The organism is Bradyrhizobium sp. 187, from assembly GCF_023101005.1.
GTDB classification, from domain to species: domain Bacteria; phylum Pseudomonadota; class Alphaproteobacteria; order Rhizobiales; family Xanthobacteraceae; genus Bradyrhizobium; species Bradyrhizobium canariense_D.
Genome location: NZ_CP064693.1, coordinates 103846 through 126547, shown reverse-complemented (window position 1 = coordinate 126547; position 22702 = coordinate 103846). Strand labels below are relative to the sequence as shown.

Annotated in this window: 20 protein-coding genes and 1 pseudogene; 13 read left to right on the top strand and 8 right to left on the bottom strand. The window is 65.3% G+C overall.

Going from position 1 to position 22702, the window contains the following annotated elements:
* Position 1: 1 nt before the first annotated feature.
* Positions 2-763: pseudogene (locus IVB19_RS00610) on the bottom strand (SDR family oxidoreductase).
* A 110-nt stretch (positions 764-873) separates the two neighbouring features.
* Here IVB19_RS00610 and IVB19_RS00605 point away from each other — a divergent pair.
* Positions 874-2403, top strand: a complete 1530-nt coding sequence (locus IVB19_RS00605) for a malonate--CoA ligase (protein ID WP_018459781.1) — start codon at positions 874-876, stop codon at positions 2401-2403.
* Positions 2404-2431: 28 nt separating this feature from the next.
* Entirely contained in the window at positions 2432-2941 is a 510-nt protein-coding gene (locus IVB19_RS00600) for a hypothetical protein (protein WP_204512880.1), read from the top strand.
* Here the strand turns inward: IVB19_RS00600 and IVB19_RS00595 are convergent.
* The gene (locus IVB19_RS00595) at positions 2938-3798 is read right to left on the bottom strand and encodes a sulfite exporter TauE/SafE family protein (RefSeq protein WP_018459779.1); all 861 of its coding nucleotides are present in this window, start codon (positions 3796-3798) and stop codon (positions 2938-2940) included. The two genes, IVB19_RS00600 and IVB19_RS00595, sit on opposite strands and share 4 nt — an antisense overlap.
* A 522-nt stretch (positions 3799-4320) precedes the next feature.
* Here IVB19_RS00595 and sdhC point away from each other — a divergent pair.
* The 11 genes from sdhC (at position 4321) to IVB19_RS00540 (ending at position 16682) form a co-directional block, all read left to right on the top strand.
* The gene (gene sdhC, locus IVB19_RS00590; protein WP_018459778.1) at positions 4321-4719 is read left to right on the top strand and encodes a succinate dehydrogenase, cytochrome b556 subunit; all 399 of its coding nucleotides are present in this window, start codon (positions 4321-4323) and stop codon (positions 4717-4719) included.
* Entirely contained in the window at positions 4716-5132 is a 417-nt protein-coding gene (gene sdhD, locus IVB19_RS00585) for a succinate dehydrogenase, hydrophobic membrane anchor protein (protein ID WP_007598776.1), read from the top strand. The genes sdhC and sdhD overlap by 4 nt, the downstream gene beginning before the upstream one ends.
* A 4-nt stretch (positions 5133-5136) precedes the next feature.
* Positions 5137-6972 (top strand): succinate dehydrogenase flavoprotein subunit, encoded by a 1836-nt coding sequence (gene sdhA, locus IVB19_RS00580; protein WP_018459777.1) that lies wholly within the window; start codon positions 5137-5139, stop codon positions 6970-6972.
* A gap of 42 nt (positions 6973-7014) precedes the next feature.
* Positions 7015-7797, top strand: a complete 783-nt coding sequence (gene sdhB / locus IVB19_RS00575) for a succinate dehydrogenase iron-sulfur subunit (RefSeq protein WP_018459776.1) — start codon at positions 7015-7017, stop codon at positions 7795-7797.
* A 189-nt stretch (positions 7798-7986) separates the two neighbouring features.
* The gene (locus IVB19_RS00570; protein ID WP_247295784.1) at positions 7987-10158 is read left to right on the top strand and encodes a hybrid sensor histidine kinase/response regulator family protein; all 2172 of its coding nucleotides are present in this window, start codon (positions 7987-7989) and stop codon (positions 10156-10158) included.
* 53 nt (positions 10159-10211) lie between these two features.
* On the top strand, positions 10212-12167 hold the full coding sequence (locus IVB19_RS00565) for an ABC transporter ATP-binding protein/permease (protein WP_026233875.1): 1956 nt from the start codon (positions 10212-10214) through the stop codon (positions 12165-12167).
* Between the two features lie 127 nt (positions 12168-12294).
* Positions 12295-13119, top strand: a complete 825-nt coding sequence (locus tag IVB19_RS00560; protein WP_018459774.1) for an FkbM family methyltransferase — start codon at positions 12295-12297, stop codon at positions 13117-13119.
* A 22-nt stretch (positions 13120-13141) separates the two neighbouring features.
* Positions 13142-13528 carry a VOC family protein gene (locus IVB19_RS00555; protein ID WP_007598770.1) on the top strand — a complete coding sequence of 129 codons (387 nt, stop codon included), beginning with the start codon at positions 13142-13144 and terminating at the stop codon, positions 13526-13528.
* A 72-nt stretch (positions 13529-13600) separates the two neighbouring features.
* The gene (locus tag IVB19_RS00550) at positions 13601-14086 is read left to right on the top strand and encodes a pyridoxamine 5'-phosphate oxidase family protein (RefSeq protein ID WP_018459773.1); all 486 of its coding nucleotides are present in this window, start codon (positions 13601-13603) and stop codon (positions 14084-14086) included.
* Positions 14086-14328, top strand: coding sequence for a hypothetical protein (locus IVB19_RS00545; protein WP_018459772.1), 243 nt, complete (start codon positions 14086-14088; stop codon positions 14326-14328). Before IVB19_RS00550 ends, IVB19_RS00545 begins: the two co-directional genes overlap by 1 nt.
* Before the next feature lie 185 nt (positions 14329-14513).
* A complete protein-coding gene (locus tag IVB19_RS00540) occupies positions 14514-16682 on the top strand; it encodes an OmpA family protein (RefSeq protein ID WP_247820868.1) in 2169 nt (722 codons plus the stop codon).
* Positions 16683-16759: 77 nt separating this feature from the next.
* Here IVB19_RS00540 and argG read toward each other — a convergent pair whose 3' ends face one another.
* The 6 genes from argG to IVB19_RS00510 all read right to left on the bottom strand — a co-directional run bounded on the left by argG (position 16760) and on the right by IVB19_RS00510 (position 22667).
* Positions 16760-18097: an argininosuccinate synthase gene (gene argG / locus IVB19_RS00535; protein WP_018459769.1), complete on the bottom strand. Its 1338-nt coding sequence runs from the start codon at positions 18095-18097 to the stop codon at positions 16760-16762.
* 93 nt (positions 18098-18190) lie between these two features.
* Positions 18191-18967, bottom strand: coding sequence for a phosphatase PAP2 family protein (locus IVB19_RS00530; protein WP_018459768.1), 777 nt, complete (start codon positions 18965-18967; stop codon positions 18191-18193).
* Between the two features lie 56 nt (positions 18968-19023).
* A complete protein-coding gene (locus IVB19_RS00525) occupies positions 19024-19518 on the bottom strand; it encodes a hypothetical protein (RefSeq protein WP_018459767.1) in 495 nt (164 codons plus the stop codon).
* Positions 19519-19675: 157 nt separating this feature from the next.
* Positions 19676-20878 (bottom strand): dual-specificity RNA methyltransferase RlmN, encoded by a 1203-nt coding sequence (gene rlmN, locus IVB19_RS00520; RefSeq protein WP_018459766.1) that lies wholly within the window; start codon positions 20876-20878, stop codon positions 19676-19678.
* 169 nt (positions 20879-21047) lie between these two features.
* Positions 21048-21710: an invasion associated locus B family protein gene (locus IVB19_RS00515; protein ID WP_018459765.1), complete on the bottom strand. Its 663-nt coding sequence runs from the start codon at positions 21708-21710 to the stop codon at positions 21048-21050.
* A 117-nt stretch (positions 21711-21827) separates the two neighbouring features.
* The gene (locus IVB19_RS00510; RefSeq protein ID WP_018459763.1) at positions 21828-22667 is read right to left on the bottom strand and encodes an SDR family oxidoreductase; all 840 of its coding nucleotides are present in this window, start codon (positions 22665-22667) and stop codon (positions 21828-21830) included.
* Between the last annotated feature and the right edge of the window lie 35 nt (positions 22668-22702).

Here is a 22702-nt window from a genome sequence, read left to right as displayed (position 1 = left end):
CTCAATCCCTGTTGTGCGGCGTCTGGATAAACCCGCGATTATGCGTCGGGCTGATCAGCAGTTCATTGATGCACACCCGCGCCGGCATGCTCGCGATGAACGCGATGGTGCGGCCGAGATCTTCGGATTGCAGCATCCTGGCCTGCTCCTCCTCGCTCGGTACCACCGGGCGCAGCTTCAGGATCGGGGTCGCCACCTCGCCCGGCATCAGGCAGCAGGCGCGCAAGCCGTTGACGCATTCGTCCATGTTGAAGGAATGCGTCAGCGCCAGCACCGCATGCTTGGTCGTGGTGTAGGCCGGGCCCGGCATTTTCGAGACGTGGCGGCCGGCCCAGGACGAGACGTTGATGATGGAGCCGTCCTGCTGCTTGCGCATCGTCGGCAGCACCGCGCGCATGCAATAGAGCACGCCGTTGAGATTGACCTGGACCAGCTGGTCCCAGCCCTCCAGTTCCATGTCCTTCCAGCTCCGCTTAGGGACATTGATGCCGGCATTGTTCACCAGCAGGTCGATCCGGCCGTGCTTCGCAACGATTTAATCAGCCGCCTTCTGGGCCGCGGCGGCGACCGACACGTCCAGCGCGATGGCCTCGGCGGCCCCGCCCGTCTGGGCGATCTTCGCGACCACGGTATCCAGGGCGTCCTTGCGCCGGCCCGAAACCACCACCGTCCAGCCGTCGGCCGCCAGCGCCTCGGCGCCGGCCTCCCCGATCCCGCTGCCCCCGCCTGTCACCCAGGCCACGCGTTTCCCGTTTTTGGTCATGCAAACTGTCTCCGTTGCTTCATCGGGGCGGTTTTTGCTAATCCAGCCCTCGGTTTTGACCGGCCTCTGACGATCGTTGCGGTCAAGCCTTGCGGTCGAGGAAATCTTGCATGAACCAAGCTGCCAACGCCAATCTGTTTTCCCGCCTGTTCGACGGCCTCGACGATCCGAAGCGCCTCGCGATCGAGACGCATGACGGGGTCCGCATCAGCTATGGTGATCTGATCGCCCGGGCCGGACAGATGGCCAATGTGCTGGTCGCGCGCGGCGTGAAGCCCGGCGACCGCGTTGCGGTGCAGGTCGAGAAGTCCGTGACCAACATCGTGCTGTATTTGGCCACGGTGCGGGCCGGCGCAGTCTATCTGCCGCTCAACACCGCCTATACGCTCAACGAGCTCGACTACTTCATCGGCGATGCCGAGCCCTCGCTGGTGGTCTGCGATCCCGCCAAGGCGGAGGGCCTCGCCCCCATCGCCGCCAAGGTGAAGGCCAAAGTCGAGACGCTCGGGCCTGACGGCAAGGGCTCGCTGACGGACGCCGCCGACAAGACGAGCAGCGAATTCACCACGGTGGCGCGCGCAAACGACGATCTCGCCGCGATCCTCTACACGTCCGGCACCACCGGCCGCTCCAAGGGCGCGATGTTGACCCACGACAATCTGGCGTCGAACTCGCTCTCGCTCGTCGGCTTCTGGCGCTTCACCGACAAGGACGTGCTGATCCACGCACTGCCGATCTACCACACCCACGGCCTGTTCGTGGCGACCAACGTGACGCTGTTTGCGCGGGCATCGATGATCTTCCTGCCGAAGCTCGACCCGGATCTGATCATCAAGCTGATGGCGCGTGCCACGGTGCTGATGGGCGTGCCGACGTTCTATACCCGTCTGCTCCAGAACGCTGCGCTGTCGCGCGAAACCACAAAGCACATGCGGCTGTTCGTCTCGGGCTCGGCGCCGCTGCTCGCCGAAACCCATCGCGAATGGTCGGCGCGCACGGGGCACGCGGTGCTCGAGCGCTACGGCATGACCGAGACCAACATGAACACGTCGAATCCCTATGACGGCGAGCGCGTGCCCGGCGCGGTCGGCTTTCCGCTCCCCGGCGTGTCCGTACGCGTCACCGATCCCGAGACCGGCAAGGAGCTGCCCCGTGACGAAATCGGCATGATCGAGGTCAAGGGCCCGAACGTGTTCAAGGGCTATTGGCGCATGCCGGAGAAGACCAAGGCGGAATTCCGCGACGACGGCTTCTTCATCACCGGCGACCTCGGCAAGATCGACGCCAAGGGTTACGTCCATATTCTCGGCCGCGGCAAGGATCTCGTGATCTCCGGCGGCTTCAATGTCTACCCGAAGGAAATCGAGAGCGAGATCGACGCCATGCCCGGCGTGATCGAATCCGCCGTGATCGGCGTGCCCCACGCTGATTTCGGCGAGGGCGTCACGGCGGTGCTGGTCTGCAACAAGGGCGCCGATGTGACCGAGGCCGCGGTGCTGAAGGCGCTCGACGGCCGGCTGGCCAAGTTCAAGATGCCCAAGCGGGTCTTCGTGGTCGACGAGCTGCCGCGCAACACCATGGGCAAGGTGCAGAAGAACGTGCTGCGGGATACGTACAAGGATCTTTACGCGAAGAAATAGGGGCGCAACTGCTCCGGGCTGGGGGGACATGAACCGAGAGCAAGCTAAGAAGATACACAAGCACCTGCTCGATGCCGCCGCAGCATTCCGGCGAGCGGAGGCCGCGATCGTCGATGTTGGCGATGACGGCCGAAAGCTGTTTGCAGATCCGCTCGTAACGGCGGTTTTCCATTTGCAATTCAAGCTTCTGCGATTGATCTACAAGCGATTTCCGGATCTTGAACCGCCGGGACGGCCTGCCACCATCGACAGCACACTCCGGTGGGAAGACGTTTCACTTCCGTCCTCTGTGCTGGAGACCGATTTGGATCGCGTCATTTTCTCTGTCATGAAGTCGCGATGGCAGAAGTTCGCAATGGTCCTGTACTGCGCGGTTGAGAGGGTCGAAAAGGAAGAAGCGCTAGCGGCTCCCGTCGATTTTGAGGTCTTTGCGGCCCGCATTCAGGCGTTGGTTGAGGCCGACCTCCTGGAGGCGCAAGGCAATCTTCAAATGTGGGGCCACAGCGAAGTGAGATTGAAGGACCGGTCCGTCAATTAGTGCCCACCCACCAGGCTCATCACAAACCTGCTGCCGACGATGAACAGATAGCACCCGAACGCGACTTCCAGCGTCCGCTTCGACATTGCATGCGCAGCCTTCACACCGAGCGGTGCCGTCACAAGGCTCATTGGCATCACCAGGACCGCGCCGATCAGCGAGACGTAACCGAGCGCGAACGGGACCTGCAGGGCTGCAACGGCCGGGTAGCTCACCGCCGCAGGCCAACCGGCATAGATGTAGCCGAGCGCGCCGGGGATCGAGATCAAGACCGCGAGCGCCGACGATGTCGCCACTGCCTGGTGGATCGGGCGGCCGTAGAACGTCATCAGCAGGTTCGAGAACAGGCCACCGCCGATGCCCATCAACGTCGACAAAATGCCGACGCAGAAGCCGTAGATCCGCATCAAGGGGCCCTTCGGCAGATCATCGCCGAGCTTCCAGCTCTCGCGCGCGAAGATCAGCCGTACCGCGGCCGACCAAGCGACGGCGACGAACACGATCTTGAACAGTCGCTCCGGCGCGTAACGCGCGACCACGCTGCCGGCGACGACGCCGATCAGGATCGGCAGCCACCAGACCCGGAGGATCGCAAGATCGACGGCGCCGCGCCTGTAGTGCGCCTGGAACGAACGGATCGAGGTCGGAATGATGACAGCGAGCGAAGTGCCGATGCAGAGCGGCATGCGCACCTCGAGCGGCACACCGGCGATGCGGAAGCACTCGTAGAACACCGGCACCAGAATCGCGCCGCCGCCGATGCCGAACACGCCGGCCAAAAATCCGGAGAGCGCGCCGGTTGCGATCAGCAGCAGCGCGAGTTCGGCGATCTCCTTGATATCAAGTCCTGCAATCACCCCTGACCTGCCCCGGCGATGGGTCGCAACTTCTCCGATGCATCGCTCGGAAACGGCTGCCCGCAATGCTCTAGGCGATCTGATTTGTCGGGTCGACCGCCGCATCTCCGGTCCGGGGTGGGATGCGGACTGCGCATATCCGCCCGTCTCGCGAAAAATCGGCGCGCTTCGCGGAACTTGGAGATTGCTTGCCGACCATCCCTACCGGTTCGAACGTCATGAACTGACTGGCTCGAACCCTGGCCGGCCCGCAGCGGCTTGGAGCCGTTCCAATAGTAATTTCAATGCGTCTCGGGTCTCATTACAAGAGGTGAATTTATATTCTATCTTTAGCCGGTGCGCCACCCCTCTGGTATACCAAGTCTCCGATTGGCCTTGTTACATCAAGGGCCTAGAGCTGAACTCAAGTTCGGTTTATGGCGATTTGGTGATTGCGCAGGTGAAATCGACTCCGTAAATAGAGCCGACCTTTCGCGATCCCCGCGCGCCCCATGCTGGGCCGCAATAAAGCAATTGAAGCCCATGACCGCACGGATCGAACGACCGCTTTCGCCGCACATTCAGACCTACCGCTGGACCCTGACGATGGCGCTTTCCATCGTCCATCGCGCCACCGGAATTGCCCTCTACGCCGGAACGCTGCTGCTGGCCTGGTGGCTGATTGCGGCGGCCTCCGGCCCCGCCGCCTATAGCCACGTCCAAGCCTTCACCGGCAGCATCATCGGCCGCCTGATCGTGTTCGGCTACACCTGGGCGCTGATGCACCACATGCTCAGCGGCATCCGGCATTTCGTCTGGGACCTCGGCTACGGCTTCAAGGCCAATGAGCGCGAAGCGTTGACCTGGGGCGCCCTGATCGGCGGCATCGTGCTCACGGTCCTCATTTGGATCATCGCCTACGCGATCGGAGGCGGACGATGAGTTTCGACGAATCCCACGGCGCCCCGAAGGGCTCCTCCATGCGCACCCCGCTCGGCCGCGTGCGCAATCTCGGCGCGGCGCATTCGGGCACCTCCGATTTCTGGCGCCAGCGCATCACCGGCGTCGCCATGACGCTGCTGATGATCCCCGTGATCGTGATCGTGATGATGCTGCTCGGCCGCAACCAGGCCGGCGCCGCACAGATTCTCGGCTCGCTGCCGATCGCGGTGATCCTGCTGCTCTTCATCTTCGCCAGCGCCTGGCACATGAAGATCGGCATGCAGGTCGTGATCGAGGACTACATCCATAACGAGAAGCTGAAGCTCATCTCGATCATGCTCAACAACTTCTTCTCGTTCGCCGTGGCGCTCGCCTCGACCTACGCGATCCTGAAACTTTCCTCCGGAGTCTAAACCCATGGCCACAGAGACCAATGGCAAGGGCAACGGCGCTCCCGCCACCAACGGCAAAGCCTATCCGATCGAAGATCACACCTATGATGTCGTCGTGGTCGGCGCCGGCGGCGCAGGCCTGCGCGCCGTGGTCGGCTGCAGCGAAGCCGGTCTTCGTACCGCCTGCATCACCAAAGTGTTTCCGACCCGCTCGCACACCGTCGCGGCGCAGGGCGGCATCTCGGCGTCCCTCGGCAACATGCACAAGGACGACTGGCGCTGGCACATGTACGACACCGTGAAGGGGTCGGACTGGCTGGGCGACCAGGACGCGATCGAATACATGGTGCGCAACGCGCCCGAGGCGGTCTACGAGCTCGAGCATTGGGGCGTGCCGTTCTCGCGCACCGAAGACGGCAAGATCTACCAGCGCCCGTTCGGCGGCATGACCATGGACTACGGCAAGGGCCAGGCGCAGCGCACCTGCGCCGCCGCCGACCGCACCGGCCACGCCATGCTGCACACGATGTACGGCCAGTCGCTGCGTCACGCGGCCGAGTTCTTCATCGAGTTCTTTGCCATCGACCTGATCATGGACGACCAGGGCACCTGCCGCGGCGTTATCGCGCTCAAGCTCGATGACGGCACGCTGCACCGCTTCCGCGCCCAGACCGTGATCCTCGCCACCGGCGGCTATGGCCGCGCCTATGCATCCTGCACCTCGGCGCACACCTGCACCGGCGACGGCGGCGGCATGGTGCTGCGCGCCGGTCTGCCGATGCAGGACATGGAGTTCGTGCAGTTCCACCCGACCGGCATCTACGGTTCGGGCTGTCTCGTCACCGAAGGCGCGCGCGGCGAAGGCGGCTATCTCGTCAACTCCGAGGGCGAGCGCTTCATGGAGCGCTATGCGCCCTCCGCCAAGGATCTGGCCTCGCGTGACGTCGTCTCGCGCGCGATGACCATCGAGATTCGCGAAGGTCGCGGTGTCGGCAAGAAGAAGGACCACATCTTCCTTCATCTCGACCATCTCGATCCCGCGGTGCTGGCCGAACGCCTGCCGGGCATCTCGGAATCCGCAAAGATCTTCGCCAATGTCGACGTGACGCGCGAGCCGATCCCAATTGTGCCGACCGTGCATTACAACATGGGCGGCATCCCGACGAACTATCACGGCGAAGTCCTGACCAAGAAGGACGGCGACGACAACGCCATCATCCCCGGCCTGATGGCGATCGGCGAGGCCGCCTGCGTCTCCGTGCACGGCGCCAACCGCCTCGGCTCCAACTCGCTGATCGACCTCGTCGTGTTCGGACGCGCCGCGGCGCTGCGCCTCGCCGAGAAGCTCACGCCGAACGCCAGCCAGCCGGAATTGCCGGCGAATTCGTCCGACCTGGCGCTCGGCCGGCTCGACCACTACCGCTACGCCTCCGGCGGCACGCCGACCGCGAAGCTGCGCGAAGGCATGCAGCACGTGATGCAGAACAATTGCGCGGTGTTCCGCACCGGCGACATCCTGAGCGAAGGCCAGAACCTGATCGAGAAGGTCCATAGCGGCATCATCGACATCGCCGTATCCGACCGCTCGCTGGTGTGGAATTCCGACCTGATCGAGACGCTCGAATTCGACAATCTGATCTCGCAGGCGGTGGTGACGATGAACTCGGCCGCCAACCGCACCGAGAGCCGTGGCGCGCATGCCCGCGAGGACTTCTCCGAGCGCGACGACAAGAACTGGATGAAGCACACGCTGGCCTGGCTGGAAGATTCCGGCAAGGTCAAGATCGAGTACCGCCCCGTTCACGACTACACCATGACCAACGACGTCCAGTACATCCCGCCCAAAGCTCGCGTTTACTAAACGGCGCGCGTGTACTGAGCGAACAGCGAAAGCTTTATCGAAATGGTTGAATTCGCACTTCCGAAGAACTCCAAGATATCAGGCGGCAAGACCTGGCCGAAGCCCGCGGGCGCGACTGAGGTCCGTGAATTCCGCGTCTATCGCTGGAATCCGGACGACGGCAAGACTCCCAGCGTCGACACCTATTACGTCGACACCCATGATTGCGGGCCGATGGTGCTGGACGGCCTGATCTGGATCAAGAACAACATCGACCCGTCGCTGACCTTCCGCCGCTCCTGCCGCGAAGGCGTCTGCGGCTCCTGCGCGATGAACATCGACGGCCAGAACACCCTGGCCTGTACCCGCTCGATGCACGACGTGAAGGACGGCGCGGTGAAGATCAATCCGCTGCCGCACCAGCCTGTCGTGAAGGACCTCATCCCCGACCTCACCAATTTCTATGCACAATACGCTTCGGTCGAGCCGTGGCTAAAGACGACCTCGCCGACGCCGCAGAAGGAATGGAAGCAGAGCCACGAAGACCGCGAGAAGCTCGACGGCCTCTATGAATGCATCCTCTGCGCCTGCTGCTCGACCTCTTGCCCGAGCTATTGGTGGAACAGCGAGCGCTACCTCGGTCCCGCCGCGCTGCTCCAGGCCAACCGCTGGGTATCGGATTCGCGGGATGAGGCGACCGGCGAGCGGCTCGACAATCTCGAGGACCCGTTCCGCCTCTATCGCTGCCACACCATCATGAACTGCGCCAAGGCCTGCCCGAAGGGCCTCAACCCGGCGGAAGCCATCGCCGAGCTCAAGCTCAAGATGGTCGAGCGCCAGATCTAGGCGTCATTCATGCTGCGATCCCCGGCCGGAACGGCCGGGGCATTCTACGACGGGCAGGTGTTCGAGTAGATTTTGCCTGCACCCCTGCGCGCGCAAGCAGGCGGGTTGCAACCTCTGGTTCCCGCCACAAGCCGCTTCCTTCCCGGCGCGAAATTCAAGTAAGCTCTCCGGCGTGGGACCGGAGCGACCGTGCAGGGCGCACAACGCAATTCGCTGAGATTGCTGCAGTGGATGATGGCTGCGTCCCTGGCGCTGCCGATTGCGCTGTTCGCGATCGCCGCCTCGATCTCCTACACCTCGACGAAAGATATCGCCGACCGCGAGATCGAGCGCACCCTCGATGTCGCGCATGAGCATGCGCTCAAGGTGTTCGAGACCATCGACCGCAGCCTCGCCGAGATCAACGAGGTGGTGCGCGGCATGCCCGACGACATCATCCGCTCGCGCGAGCCGGCCCTGCACCGCCGCCTGAAGCAACTCTCCGATTCGCTGCCGCAGCTCAAATCGGCATGGATCTTCGATGCGGACGGAAAGTCGCTGGTCAACAGCCTGGCCTCGCCGCCGCCGGCGCAGAGCTTTGCGGACCGCGACTACTTTGCCGCCCATGTCGACCAGACCATCGGCAGCTACATCGGTGTTCCCCTGACGCCGCGCCAGCCCTATCAGGGCGCGCGCTTCTTCGGGGTCAGCCGCCGCCGCGGCTCCGACGACGGCAGCTTCATCGGCGTGATCCAGGCCTCTGTCCTCCCGGAATATTTCGAGAGCTTTTATGCCCGGATCGGCTCCGACCCTGGCAGCTTCCTCGCCATGGGACGCACCGACGGCGTGGTGCTGGCGCATCTTCCGCGGCTGGATCGCGACCTCAGGCTCGATCCTAACGGGCCGGTCGGCCGCAGCATCGCAGCTCACCCCGAGCATGGCCTCATCACCATTGCCTGGCCATGGGACGAGGTCGAGCGCCGCATCGGCTACCGACGCATCGCCGAATACCCGATCTATGTCAGCGCGGGGTTGGAGACCTCGGCGATCCGCGCGCGCTGGTTCGCCACCATGGGCCAGCATCTGGTGTTCGGCATTCCCGCCACCGCGCTGCTGTTTCTGCTGCTGGCGTTCGCGTTCCGGCGCACCCAGCATCTCCAGGCCGAGGCCGCCGCGCGGCGCGAAGCCGAGGAGGCGCTCAAGCACAGCCAGCGCCTTGAGGCGCTCGGCCAGCTCACCGGCGGCGTCGCGCACGACTTCAACAACCTCCTGACCGTGATTCGCGCCTCCGTTGACCTGCTGAACCGGCCGCAGCTGAGCGAGGAGCGGCGCCAGCGCTACATCACGGCCATCGCAGACGCGGTCGGGCGCGCAGCCAAGCTGACATCGCAGCTGCTCGCCTTCGCGCGCCGCCAGACCTTGAAGCCGGAGGTGTTCGACGTCGGCGCGCGGTTGCAGTCGCTGCACGACATGCTCGCGACGCTGCTCGGACCCGCGATCGAAATCGCGATGCGGCTGCCGGCCGAGCCCTGCCTCGTCAATGCCGATGCAAGCCAGTTCGAGACGGCGTTGATCAACATGGCGACCAATGCGCGCGATGCCATGCACGGCAAGGGCAGGATCGTCTTCAACGTCGAGGCCGCGGCGACCATTGCGGACACGCGGGCTCCCGTCTCGGGCAACCCTGATCTTTCAGGCGGCCGTGACCTTGCTGGCAAACACGGTTTCGTCGGCATTGCCGTCAGCGACACCGGCATCGGCATTCCGGCTACGCGGCTCGAGCGCATCTTCGAACCGTTCTTCACCACCAAGCAGATCGGCCACGGCACCGGTCTCGGCCTATCGCAGGTGTTCGGCTTCGCCCGGCAGTCCGGCGGCGAGGTGACAGTCACCAGCGAGGTCGGCCACGGCAGCACCTTCTCGCTCTACCTGCCGCGCGTGGCGCCGGATTTGCTGCCGCAGCGGCAGGCACCGAATACGGCCCCGGCCGTGGCCGGCAGCGGCATGTCGGTGCTGCTGGTCGAGGACAATATCGAACTCGCCAATTTCGCGGCCGACGGCCTCACCGAGCTCGGCTACAGCGTCACGCTGATCGACAACGCAACCGATGCACTCGCCGAGCTGGTCATGGATGCCGATCGCTTCGATGTCGTTTTCTCGGACATCGTGATGCCCGGCATGACCGGGCTCGATCTCGCGCAGGCGGTCCGCGACCGCGGCATCGGCGTGCCGGTCGTGCTGACCACCGGCTACAGCGAGGCGCTGTCCCAGGACGGCAAGGTCGATTTCGAGCTCGTGCAGAAGCCCTACGCGATCGATCAGCTATCGCGCGTGCTGCACCGGGTCGCGCGGCGCCGGGTGCGCGACGGCGCCGCCGAGTGAGCTGACGCCCGGAACCTACGGGAACCTTTTGATTTAGCTTGCGTTATCCGGCCATGCAAAAGCCGGTCAGAAAACGCGAATCGGGCAAGAAGCCGCCCATCGTCGAAATCATCGGCGAGACCGGCGGGGAAGTGGCTCCGCCGCCGCCCGAGCTGGTCGAGCCCGACCCGGAGCTGTCGCCTGAAGAGGCCGAGCAGGCCCGCAAGGACTATCTCCTCACCCGCTTCTGGATCAGCGCGCGCGGCTTCTGGGGCGGCAACGGCGACCGGCTTGCGTGGCTCTACTCCGTCGGCCTCGGCCTGCTGATCGTCCTCACCGTCGGCTTCCAATACGGCATCAATGTCTGGAATCGGGCGATCTTCGACGCGATCGAGAAGCGCGAGGCGTCCACCGTCTTCCATCTCACCGCGGTATTCTTCCCGCTCGCGATCGGCAGCATCGTGCTCGGCGTGGCACAAGTGTTCGCGCGCATGGGCATCCAGCGGCGCTGGCGGGCGTGGCTGACGGCAAGCGTGCTGACGCGCTGGCTTGGCAACGGCCGCTATTACCAGCTCAATCTCGTCAGCGGCGACCACAAGAATCCGGAATACCGGATCGCGGAGGATCTGCGCGTCGCGACCGATTCTCCGGTGGATTTTCTCGCCGGCGTGACGTCCGCGCTGCTGTCGGCCGTGACCTTCATCGTCGTGCTCTGGACGATCGGCGGCGCGCTCACCGTCACCCTTGCGGGATCGTCGGTGACCATTCCCGGCTTCCTGGTGATCGCCGCGATGCTCTATGCGGGAATCGCATCGGGCTCGATCCTGGTGATCGGCCGCCAATTCGTGCAGGTCTCCGAGGACAAGAACCAGGCTGAGGCCGATTTCCGCTACACGCTGACGCGCGTGCGCGAGAACGGCGAGAGCATCGCGCTGCTCGGCGGCGAGGAGGAGGAGCGCGACGGCATCGACCGCAATTTCACCAACGTGCTGCGGCAATGGGCGCGGCTCGCGGGTCAGCACATGCGCACCACGCTGGTGTCGCAGGGATCGAGCCTCGTTGCGCCGGTCGTGCCGCTTCTGCTGTGCGCGCCGAAATTCCTCGACGGCAGCATGACGCTGGGTCAGGTGATGCAGGCGGCTTCCGCCTTCACCATCGTGCAGAGCGCGTTCGGCTGGTTGGTCGACAATTATCCGCGGCTCGCCGACTGGAATGCCTGCGCTCGCCGCATCGCCTCGCTGATGATGTCGCTCGACGGCCTCGAGCGCGCCGAGCTGGGCGACGGCTTCGGCCGCATCAAGCGCGGCGAGACCAGCAATGACGCCATGCTGGAGCTGAAGGATCTCTCCGTCACGCTCGATGACGGCACCGCCGTGGTCGGCGAGACCGAGGTGGTGATCGAGCGTGGCGAGCGGCTGCTGGTGGCCGGCGAATCCGGCACCGGCAAGAGCACGCTGGTGCGCGCCATCGCCGGGCTCTGGCCATGGGGTGGCGGCAGCGTCAATTTCCATCCCGACCGGCGGCTGTTCATGCTGCCACAGCGACCCTACGTGCCGTCGGGCTCCTTGCGTCGTGCCGTCGCCTATCCCGGCGCGGAAGACGACTGGACGGTCGAGGAGATCGGCGAGGCCCTGCACAAGGTCGGCCTCGACCATCTCAAGGAGAAGATCGAGGAAGAAGCACCCTGGGACCAGACGCTGTCCGGCGGCGAGAAGCAGCGCCTCGCCTTCGCGCGGTTGTTGCTGCACAACCCGGATATCGTCGTGCTCGACGAGGCGACCTCGGCGCTCGACGAGAAGAGCCAGGACAAGATGATGAAGATGATCACCGACGAACTGCCGAAGGCCACCATCGTCAGCGTCGCGCATCGTGTCGAGCTGGAAGCCTTCCACAGCCGCAAGATCGTGCTGGAGCGCCGCAAGGGCGGCGCAAAACTCGTCAGCGATATCGACCTGATCCCGCGCAAGGGCAAGCGCAAGCTGCTCGGCCGCTTCCTGCGCCAGCGCAAGGCGCCGAAAAAGGCGGCGTGAGGGGCGGTCTCTTTTCTTCGTCGTCCCGGCGAAGGCCGGGACGACCCAGAGATTGTTGCCCGGATCGAGCGTTGGAGTCCCCGGCAAAACCGGCTATGCATGCGCCGCTTGCAACGAGGACTTTGACTTGGCGACCGATAATGCCCCTTCGTCCGCGCCGTTCGGCGCGTTTGCGCCGAACGCGGCGCAGGCCGCGATCATTCGCCTCGCGACACAATCGGGGCTGAAGCGCGGCGCGTTCCGGCCCTGGCTGTCGCGATTGGTGAACCTGCTGCGCGGTGGTCCCATCGACGTGCAATACCAGGGCGCATCGTTCCGCTTCTATCACCAGGGCAGCGCCACCGAGCGCGGCGCGCTGTTCAATCCCGATTACAATCTCGACGAGCTCGACTTCCTGCGCCAGCACACCCCGGAGGGCGGCGTGTTCGTCGACGTCGGCGCCAATGTCGGCACCTTCGCGCTGGTGATGGCGCGACAGGTCGGGCCATCAGGCAAAGTGATCGCCATCGAGCCGCATCCGATGACGTTTGGACGGCTGTCGTTCAACCAGGCCGCGTCGAAAGCGACGCAGGTGCGCCTGGTGCAGGCGGCCGCCGGCGACAGCGACGGCGAGCTGATGATCGAGAGCGGCGGCGACAATCTCGGTGCCACGCATGTCGTCACCGGCACGGCCAGCGCCGAGGCGATCAAGGTGCCCTCGCTGCGGTTGACGCGCATTCTCGGCGAGGCCGGCGTCACCAAGGTGGACGCGCTGAAGATCGACGTCGAGGGCTTCGAGGATCGCGTTTTGATCGGCTTCTTCCGCGACGCGCCGCAATTGCTATGGCCGCGCGCGGTGGTAATCGAGCATTTGTCGCAAAAGGAATGGCGGGACGATTGTATCGCCGACATGGTCGCGCGCGGTTTCGTGGTTGCGCGCAAGACGCGGAGCAATACGTTCCTGTCGCGCTGACGACGAACAACGGATGTTACGAATGATCGACCATATGGGCTTCCCGGTCTCCGACTATGAGCGCGCCAAGGCGTTCTACGCCAAGGCATTGGCGCCGCTCGGCTACAGCCTGATCATGGAGGTCACGCAGGAGCAGACCGGACACGATCCAGCCGCCGGCTTCGGCGCCGACGGCAAGCCGGATTTCTGGATCGGCGGCGAGGGCGCGCTGAACAAGCCGGTGCATGTCGCGATTCTGGCGAAGGACCGCGCCACGGTGGACGCGTTCTACAAGGCGGCGATTGCAGCGGGCGGGCGCGACAACGGGCCGCCGGGCATCCGGGCGCATTACCATCCGACCTATTACGGCGCCTTCGTGCTCGACCCTGATGGACACAACATCGAGGCGGTTTGCCACGCGCCGGAATAGATAAGTTCCATCCTTCGGCCGGAACCTCGTTCCGCGCGCGCCGTTGTCGTCCCTTGCAAGAAGGAGCACGACATGGCCAACGACAATGCCCGCGACGTCGACCGCGTATGGGATCTGATGAAGACGATCGGATTCGCGATGCTGGTGACGCGCGATGGCGACAAGCTCCGCGCGCGGCCGATGAGCGCCTATCTCGACCGCAACGCGAACACGATTTATTTCCTCACCGACGCGCGGCGTCACAAGGACGAGGAGATCGCGCGCAATCCGTCCATCAACCTGTCGTTCGCAGATGCCGGCAGCCAGAAATACGTGTCGCTGACGGGCACCGCAATGATCTCCAATGACCGTGCCAAGATCAAGGAGCTGTTCTCGACGCCGGCCAAGGCGTGGTGGGACTCTGCGGAAGATCCGAACATCCGCGTGCTCAAGGTCACGCCTGACGATGCCGAGTTCTGGGACTCGCCCGGCACCGTGATTTCCTATGTGAAGATGGCGGCCGCGGCGGTGACGAACACGCGCCCCGATCTCGGCGACAACCGCAAGGTCTCTATGTAATGCCGATCGAGCCGCCCGAGATACCGCCGTCGACGCCCGGTACGCCCACCGAACCGCCGCCGGGGATTCCGCCGAGCAATCCGCAGCCTGAAATCGCACCGCCGGTGCGCGAGCCCGGCTCGCCAGCGCCGCCCGACGAATTGCCGGGCCGCATGCCTGAAGAGATTCCATCACGCGGACCGAACGGACCGCTCACGCCGAATCCCGCGACGGATGCAAGTCCGCCGCGGGATCGCGCATGAGGCGACGCATCAGATCCGAGGCAATTGCAACCTGCGTCTGAATGCGCAATGAACGTCACCATAGTGAGGTGATTTGCGTGCAGAAATAAATCGGGCCGCGTCCGCTTCGTCCGCCACAATCCGGCCTAACGCGTAGCTGTTCATCCGAACACTTCGTCAAAGAACCTTCCGGGGAAGTTCACCACATGACCAACCTTCGTTTCGTGCTGCTTGCCACCACGGCTCTGACCGCGATGCAATTCGCAAGCTCCGCATCGCATGCACAAGGCGCGCCGCCGCTTGTCGTCGCGCAGGCGCAGCCACAAGAGACCGGCCCTGACGGAAAACCGAAGCAGCCGCCGAAGGGACCACCAGCGGCCGCGCCGCCTGCGGCGCCCGCGCGCCCGGCCGCACCGCCGCCCGCAGCTGCACCTCCCCATCCGCCGGCAGCGCCTCCGCCGGCTGCGGCACCGCCGCGCCCAGCAGCGCCGCCACCGCCCCCGCCACCACCTGCGGCCCGTCCGGCACCGCCGCCGCCGCCGCCGCCACCTGTGGCCCGTCCGGCACCGCCGCCGCCCCCACCGCCGCCCGCCGCCCCGAAGCAACCTGCGCCGCCCCCGGCTGCGGCTCCGCAACAGCACGCGCCGACACCGCCGCCTCCGGCACCGCCTTCCGCGCGCCCGGCTCCCCCGCCGCCAGCACCGCCGTCCGCCGCGGCTCCGCAGCACGCACCGACGCCGCCTGCGGCAGCAACTCCGCAGGGACGCCCAGCGCCGGCGCCCACGGCAACACCGTCGCCTGCGCCGGCCGCTCCGACCGCGCGACCGGGTGCTCCGGCTGCACCTGCAGCCACACCGTCACCGACGACTCCTGCGCCGACCGCGACGCCGGCTCCAGGCAGCACGCCGGGCACGCCGCCGACTGGCCGCCCCGGTACGCCGCCTCCCGGCGGACGTCCTGGTGCGCCCCCGGCTGCAGGGTCACCTGCTCCAGGCGCCACGCCCGCGCCGACGGCCACGCCGACTCCCGGTGGCACTCCGACGCCGCCGCCCGGCCGTCCAGGTTCGCCTCCTGCGCCTAGTGCAACTCCGGCTCCGACAACGACGCCGGCCCCCGGTGGCGCCGTGACACCGCCCCCTGGACGCCAGGGTGGTGCGCCTCCTGCTGGTGCACCCGCTGCCGGAGCTCCGCCGACCCAGCCGCAGGCAGGCGCCCCGCCCCGGCCGCCGGCTCCCCCCGCCGGCGCCGCTGCACCGAGCACCGTGCCGGGCTCGGCGGCTGCGACCCCGCCGCCCAACAGGGCGCAATACGCGGCGCCCACGGTTGCGCCGGCGTTCCGCGCCGCGCCCACGACGACCACGCCCCTGCCGCCACCGCCGCGTCCGCCGCAGCGTGACCTGACGCCGCTCGCGATCGGTGCAGGTGTCGTCGCCGGTGCCGTGATCGGCGCCACCATCGCCGACTACCGCAACCAGCGCCGCGAGTCGGTCGAAGGCGGCCGCACCGTCTACACCGAGCCGGACCGCATCATCATCCGCGATCCGGGTGGGCAGACCTACGTCCGCGGCAACGATCTCTATCGCTTCCGCTATGGCGCCCGCGACATCCGCACCGAAACTGTCGGCGCCGATACCCGCACCGTGGTGATCCGTCCCGACGGCAGCGAGATCATTACCGTTGTAGGTCAGGACGGTCGGCTGCTGCGGCGAATCCGCAGGGACCCGGCCGGGCGCGAGCTCGTCATCATCGACAACAGCTACCGCGATCCGCAGTCGGTCGGCGGTTTCTATGTCGACGCGCCGCCGCCCGTCGTCAACATGCCCTACGATCGCTATATCGTCGACGCCCAGGAGGCCTCGCCGGACGTGATCTACGAGACGATGGTGGCGCCGCCGGTGCAGCGGATCAACCGTCGCTACACGCTCGACGAGATCCGCTACAGCCCGAATGTTCGCATGCAAATGCCGAGCATCGACCTCAACACGATCAACTTCGAGACCGGATCGTGGACCATCCCACCGGACCAGGCGGCGAAGCTGCAGTCGATCGCGGACGGTCTCAACCGTGCGATCCAGGCCAACCCGCGCGTGGTGTTCCTGATCGAAGGTCACACCGACGCGGTCGGCAACGACGTCGACAATTTGTCATTGTCGGACCGTCGTGCGCAGTCCGCGGCCGAATTGCTGACCCAGCAATTCGGTGTGCCGTCTGAAAACCTGACGTCGCAAGGCTATGGCGAGCAGTACCTGAAGGAGCAGACGCAAGGACCGAGCGCGATCAACCGGCGCGTCACCGTCCGCAACATCACGCCGTTGCTCAACGGCGGCCAGGCCTCGCTGCCGCCGCCCCCGCCCGGCACCGCGCCGCCGCGCTGAGGCGACACACAAATGCAAAATGGCCGGGAGCAATCCCGGCCATTTTTTGTTTTGTTTCGTAGCCCGGATGGAGCGTGTCAGCTCTTGTCGCTCTCCAGCCGGAAGATCTGCGAGCCTTCGCTGCCCGAGAGCAGGCCCGTGTCGCTGTAGAGCTTCAGCTTGGCGCGGGTATCGTTGATGTCGAGGTTGCGCATGGTGAGCTGACCGATGCGATCGGCCGGCGTGAACGCCGCGTCCTCGACCTTCTCCATGCTGAGCCGCTCCGGCGCATAGGTGAGGTTCGGGCTTTCGGTGTTGAGGATCGAGTAGTCGTTGCCACGGCGCAGCTCGAGCGAGACCTCGCCGGTGACGGCGCGCGCGACCCAGCGCTGCGCGGTCTCGCGCAACATCAGGGCCTGCGAATCGAACCAGCGGCCCTGGTAGAGCAGGCGTCCGAGGCGCATGCCGCTGATGCGGTACTGCTCGATGGTGTCTTCGTTGTGGATGCCGGTGACGAGGCGCTCATAGGCGATGTGCAGCAGCGCCATACCGGGCGCTTCATAGATGCCGCGGCTCTTGGCCTCGATGATGCGGTTCTCGATCTGGTCGCTCATGCCGAGGCCGTGGCGGCCGCCGATGGCGTTAGCTTCGAGGAACAGCGCGACGGGATCAGAGAAGGTCTGGCCGTTCAGCGCGACCGGCTGGCCTTCCTCGAAACGCACCACAACCTTCTCGGCCTTGACGTTGCAGTCGTCACGCCAGAACGGCACGCCCATGATCGGGTTGACGATCTTGATGCCGCTGTCGAGACTTTCAAGATCCTTGGCCTCGTGCGTCGCGCCGAGCAGATTGCTGTCGGTCGAATACGCCTTCTCGGCGCTCATCTTGTAGGCAAAGCCCTGCGCCGTCATGAACGCCGACATCTCGGCGCGGCCGCCGAGCTCGTCAATGAACTGCTGGTCGAGCCAGGGCTTGTAGATGCGCAGGCCCGGATTGGTCAGGAGGCCGTAGCGATAGAAGCGCTCGATGTCGTTGCCCTTGAAGGTCGAGCCGTCGCCCCAGATGTTGACGCCGTCCTCCTTCATCGCCGCGACCAGCATCGTGCCGGTGACGGCGCGCCCGAGCGGCGTGGTGTTGAAATAGGTGATGCCGCCGGTCGAGATATGAAAGGCGCCGGACTGGATAGCGGCGATGCCTTCGTGGACGAGCTGCGTGCGGCAATCGACCAGCAGCGCTTTCTCCGCGCCGAACTCCATCGCCTTGCGCGGGATCTCGTTGTAATCGGCCTCATCCGGCTGGCCGAGATTGGCGGTATAGGCGTAGCAGCGCGCGCCCTTCTGCTTCATCCAGAGCAGCGCCGCGCTGGTATCGAGGCCGCCCGAAAAAGCGATGCCGACTTTCTCCCCCTTGGGCAGGCTTTTCAGGATCGTGGTCATGGGGCTTCCAATCGGTCTCGAAGGGCTGATGTCGTTTCACGGGTTGACCGCGCGAATATCAAATTTCGCGGGGCTCGGCACCCCTTTAATGGCTCAAACTGACGGCTCGGCACCCGTCTTGCGTCCGAACAGGCGCTGGCGGAGCCGGTAAGCGGGCATGTTCAGCCGAGTCAGGGCGGCATCGACCGCCTCGTCGGAAAACCGGGTCCGCGGCCAGCGGTAAATCAGCGCGTAGGCAAACCAGATCACGACGAAGGTGACGAGGCCGGCGATCGACACGTCGGTGAAGAAATGGCCGCCAAAGGCCATCCGCAGCCCGCTGGTCACGAGGCCGAACACCACGGCTCCGGCATAAGCGAGCGGTCGCCACGCCGGCGGTGCCAGTGCGGCCGGCGCCAGCGTCCAGAACGCGGTCGCGCCCTCGCCCGAGAAGAACGAGCAGTTGCGCGCGCAGCCCCCGCGCGGATCCCACCACGGCACGAATTGCTGGTCGCCGGCGAACTGCGTCACCACCACCGGGCGCGGCCGGCCCCAATAGGACTTGAAGGCGAGATTGGTGAGGATGCCGGCCGACATGATGATCGTGACCAGCAGGAAGACGATCGCGCGACCGGATACCATCAGCGGGCGGTCGGGCCGGACCATCTTGACCACGAGCGCGATCAGCGCAGGCAGCACGAACGCCCAGGCGACCCACATCGCGGCGTCGCGCGCGAAGCCGGCCCAACCGTTCAGCTTGAGCGGAAACGTTTTCGTCTCAGGGTCGAAGAACAGCGCGGCGAGCTTGAGATCAAGCTCGGGATAGAGGCCGAAAACGACGCCGATCACGAGCCACAGCGCCAGGGCGATGAAGAGTCCAGTCCGGTTCATGGCGCGCGGTTTAGCCCAGTGGGAAAGGGATGAAAACCCCGTGACAAGTCAGAAAGTCACCGCGCATCCGGCCGCGAATTCGACGGCAGCGGCGGAGGCGGTTGGCGCGCAGGCGGCGGATTGCGCCAAGCGCCGGCATTGCGGCCGGCGATCAGCCAGTAGACGACGCCGGCGACGATGCCCGCGCCGGTCATGATCTCCAGATGCCGCCGCACAATGCCTTCGAATTGCAGCGTGTCGGAATGAAACGGGACCAGGCCGAGATAGCAGGCGAGCCCCACGACGCCTCCGCCCACGGCATAGGCGAGCGCGCTGCGGATGTAGAGCGCCTCGGTGATCGCCACGATCACCGCCGCCGGCACCAGCGCAAAGCCCGAGACGAAGATGAAGCCGAACCCGAGCAGGATATCGATCGTGCCCTGATCGACGGGACCGGCGCCGAGATCGGCGAACTCCGGAAACAACAGCGCGACGACAACGATCATGCCGCCGACGAAACAGGCGGCGAGGAAGCCGATGAAGATGACGACGAGGCGGCCGATCAGGGACATGATGGGAACGAATTGGTGACTGACGGCGTCGCCACATCCACAATCGTCATGCCCGGGCTTGACCCGGGCATCCACGACTTGCTCTCTCGTGGCTCGACGTGGATGGCCGGGTCAAGCCCGGCCATGACGGGCGTTGAGAGCGTCGCCATCATCAATATCAATCCGTCATCGCCATGGCCCGCAGCGTCTGGCGTTCACGGGCCGAGAGCTTTTCCGTCTCCGACTTGAGCTGGCCGCAGGCGGCGAGGATGTCGCGGCCGCGCGGAGTGCGCACCGGCGAGGAATAGCCGGCGTTGAAGACGTATTCGGAGAATTTTTCGATCTGGTCCCAGTCCGAGCACTCATAGGCGGTGCCGGGCCAGGGGTTGAACGGGATCAGATTGATCTTGGCGTGAATGCCCTTGAGCATCTTCACCAGCAGCTTGGCATCGTCGAGCGAATCGTTGACGCCCTTGAGCATCACATATTCGAAGGTGATGCGGCGCGCGTTCGAGGCGCCGGGATAGTCGCGGCAGGCCTGCAGCAATTCCTTGATCGGATATTTGCGGTTGAGCGGCACCAGCTCGTTACGCAGCTCGTCGCGCACCGCATGCAGCGAGATCGCGAGCATCACTCCAATCTCCTCGCCCGCGCGCACGATATTCGGGACCACACCCGAGGTCGACAGCGTGATGCGGCGGCGGGAGATGCCGATGCCTTCGTTGTCGCCGACGATCAGCAGCGCGTCGCGCACCGCGTCGAAATTGTAGAGCGGCTCGCCCATGCCCATCATCACGATGTTGGTGACGCGGCGCGTACCGTCTTCGCGATCGGCCCAATCATTCAGACGATCGCGCGCCACCATCACCTGTCCGACGATCTCCCCGGCGGTGAGATTGCGCACCAGGCGCTGCGTGCCGGTGTGGCAGAACGAGCAGTTCAGCGTGCAGCCGACCTGGGAGGACACACACAACGTGCCGCGATCGGTTTCGGGGATGTAGACGCACTCGACTTCATGCGCCCGCTCGACATTGTCGCCGCTCGGCAGCCGCAGCAGCCATTTGCGGGTGCCGTCGTTGGAGATCTGCTCGGCCACGACTTCGGGCCGGTCGACGGTGAAATGTTGCGCGAGCTCGGCACGAATGCCCTTCGAGACCGACGTCATCTCTTCGAAATTCTGGGCGCCACGGAAATACATCCAGTGCCACAGCTGCTGCACGCGCATCTTGCGCTGCGCCGGTGCAACGCCGATCTCGCCGAGGCGATCGGCAAGCTCGGTGCGCGACAGGCCGATCAGCGAGGGCCTCGCCGGCGGCACATAGGTCTCGAGCGGAGTCTTCTCCACCAGTGTTGCGTTGTGCGGCTCGGTCGTCGGTTGCATGGAATGGCCTGATTTAGGTGGTCGTTCTGGGATGGTCCAAAGGACTAAACCCGGAACCTCGAGATTCCGAGTTCGATGCTACGCATCGCCCCGGAATGACGGGAGAAAATCTGGAACGCGCCCTATATAGCAACCGGAACGGCCGATTGCGACCTTATCGACCGCAGGCTTAACGCCTGCAATCCTGCGCGATCTTGTCGAGCGCCTGGGCAAGGCCCTTCAGCGAAAAGGTGTCGGTGGTCTCGGTCCCCTTGGACGACATGCCCTTGACCACGAGATCGGCGGATTTGCGCATGGCCTCGACCATCCGCTCTTCCTCGGCCGCGTTCTTGATCCAGAGACCGTCGCCCTGCGAGTACATGGCGAAAGCGGCGCCGCCCACCTCGACCGAGGATTCAGAGCCCGGCTTCAGCGCATAGCCGATCATGACCGAGACTTCGTTGTTGACCTTCTCCGCCGGGCGGGTGGAGACGAAGGCATAGGCAGGATCGCGCGGCCGATTCGGCGGGTTGGTCTTCGACGACGACGGCTTGGCCAGCGCGAAGCAGACCTTTTTGCCGTTGGGCGCGGCCGAATAGGCGCCCCAGGTGCCGAACTGACCGATCAGGGTTGGCTCCGCGCCGCCGGCAACCGCCGCGTGCGGGGCCGCCGGCTTGCTCTCGGGCTTTGCAGCCGTCTTTCCGGTCGTATTGGCCGCCGGCGCGGCCGGTTTCGGCGCGGCCTCTTTCGGTGCAGTCTTGGGCGCAGGCTGCGCCGTCTGCGCCCGCGCGGAATCGATGATTCCACAGGCCGCCACGCCCGTCATCAAAGCTAAAATCAGCACCCGCCACATGCTGGAGTGGTTCCCTCAATATTGTGACTGGAAGATGGCCCGGTCGCGCATTGTCCCCGGGGCAGGGATAGCCGGGAAAGTCCAATTTGGGAAGGCAGTTAGCGAAGGTCGCGGCGACTAGGCCCTGGATCGCGCCGCGCGTTGCTCCGCCCATTGCGCATCGGTCCAGCGCAACAAATCCTCGACGCCGGAGCTGCGCAAATGCGCGCCACCGTCGATCACCACCATCTCGCCGTTGATGTAGCCGGCACGGTCGGAGACTAGGAAGCTGGCGAGGTCGGCAAGCTCGGGGTGCTCGCCGGCTCGTCCCATCGGGTTGCGCGCGGCCCACCCTTCGTCGCGACCCTCGGGGCGGAGCTGGCCCGAGGCGCCGGCGGTCGGGAACGGTCCCGGCGCGATCGCGACGGTGCGGATTCCCTTCGGGCCCCATTCCACGGCGAGACTTTTGGTCATCGCCAACACGGCCGACTTCGCCATCGCCGACGGCACGGTGAAGGCGCGACCGGTGATGGTCGAGGTCGAGAGGATCGAGAGCACGACGCCGCCATGCTTGCCGTCGATCCAGCGCTTGCCGGCGGCAAGCGTGCAATACATCGCACCATGCAGGGTCGGCGCGAGAATCGCATCCGCGGCGCGGAATGAGAGATGCTCACTCTGCGCGATGAAAGTCGCAGCCGCATTGTTGACGAGAATATCGAGCGGCGCCCCGCGCCAGATCGCGTCCATCATGCTCTCGACGGCGGTGCCGTCTCGGATATCGCAGGCGATCGTGGTGACCTTGCCGCCGTTCTCTTCGCGCATCTTGCTCGCCGCCGCCTCGAGCCGATCGAGCTTGCGGCCGCAGATCACGAGCTCGGCGCCGAGCGCGAGGAAACGGTGCGCCATTGCAGCACCGAGGCCCGAACCGCCGCCGGTGACGAGGATGCGCTTGTCCTTGAGCAGGCCTGTTTCAAACATGGTTTGAATCCTTCTTGTTTCGTCGTTGCGCGCGC

Excerpts from the sequence above, each read along its gene's own strand:
- IVB19_RS00605 (WP_018459781.1), top strand. The coding sequence starts at position 874 with ATGAACCAAGCTGCCAACGCCAATCTGTTTTCCCGCCTGTTCGACGGC.
- IVB19_RS00600 (WP_204512880.1), top strand. The coding sequence starts at position 2,432 with ATGAACCGAGAGCAAGCTAAGAAGATACACAAGCACCTGCTCGATGCC.
- sdhC (WP_018459778.1), top strand. The coding sequence starts at position 4,321 with ATGACCGCACGGATCGAACGACCGCTTTCGCCGCACATTCAGACCTAC.
- sdhD (WP_007598776.1), top strand. The coding sequence starts at position 4,716 with ATGAGTTTCGACGAATCCCACGGCGCCCCGAAGGGCTCCTCCATGCGC.
- sdhA (WP_018459777.1), top strand. The coding sequence starts at position 5,137 with ATGGCCACAGAGACCAATGGCAAGGGCAACGGCGCTCCCGCCACCAAC.
- sdhB (WP_018459776.1), top strand. The coding sequence starts at position 7,015 with ATGGTTGAATTCGCACTTCCGAAGAACTCCAAGATATCAGGCGGCAAG.
- IVB19_RS00565 (WP_026233875.1), top strand. The coding sequence starts at position 10,212 with ATGCAAAAGCCGGTCAGAAAACGCGAATCGGGCAAGAAGCCGCCCATC.
- IVB19_RS00555 (WP_007598770.1), top strand. The coding sequence starts at position 13,142 with ATGATCGACCATATGGGCTTCCCGGTCTCCGACTATGAGCGCGCCAAG.
- IVB19_RS00550 (WP_018459773.1), top strand. The coding sequence starts at position 13,601 with ATGGCCAACGACAATGCCCGCGACGTCGACCGCGTATGGGATCTGATG.
- IVB19_RS00545 (WP_018459772.1), top strand. The coding sequence starts at position 14,086 with ATGCCGATCGAGCCGCCCGAGATACCGCCGTCGACGCCCGGTACGCCC.
- IVB19_RS00540 (WP_247820868.1), top strand. The coding sequence starts at position 14,514 with ATGACCAACCTTCGTTTCGTGCTGCTTGCCACCACGGCTCTGACCGCG.
- argG (WP_018459769.1), bottom strand. The coding sequence starts at position 18,097 with ATGACCACGATCCTGAAAAGCCTGCCCAAGGGGGAGAAAGTCGGCATC.
- IVB19_RS00530 (WP_018459768.1), bottom strand. The coding sequence starts at position 18,967 with ATGAACCGGACTGGACTCTTCATCGCCCTGGCGCTGTGGCTCGTGATC.
- IVB19_RS00525 (WP_018459767.1), bottom strand. The coding sequence starts at position 19,518 with ATGTCCCTGATCGGCCGCCTCGTCGTCATCTTCATCGGCTTCCTCGCC.
- rlmN (WP_018459766.1), bottom strand. The coding sequence starts at position 20,878 with ATGCAACCGACGACCGAGCCGCACAACGCAACACTGGTGGAGAAGACT.
- IVB19_RS00515 (WP_018459765.1), bottom strand. The coding sequence starts at position 21,710 with ATGTGGCGGGTGCTGATTTTAGCTTTGATGACGGGCGTGGCGGCCTGT.
- IVB19_RS00510 (WP_018459763.1), bottom strand. The coding sequence starts at position 22,667 with ATGTTTGAAACAGGCCTGCTCAAGGACAAGCGCATCCTCGTCACCGGC.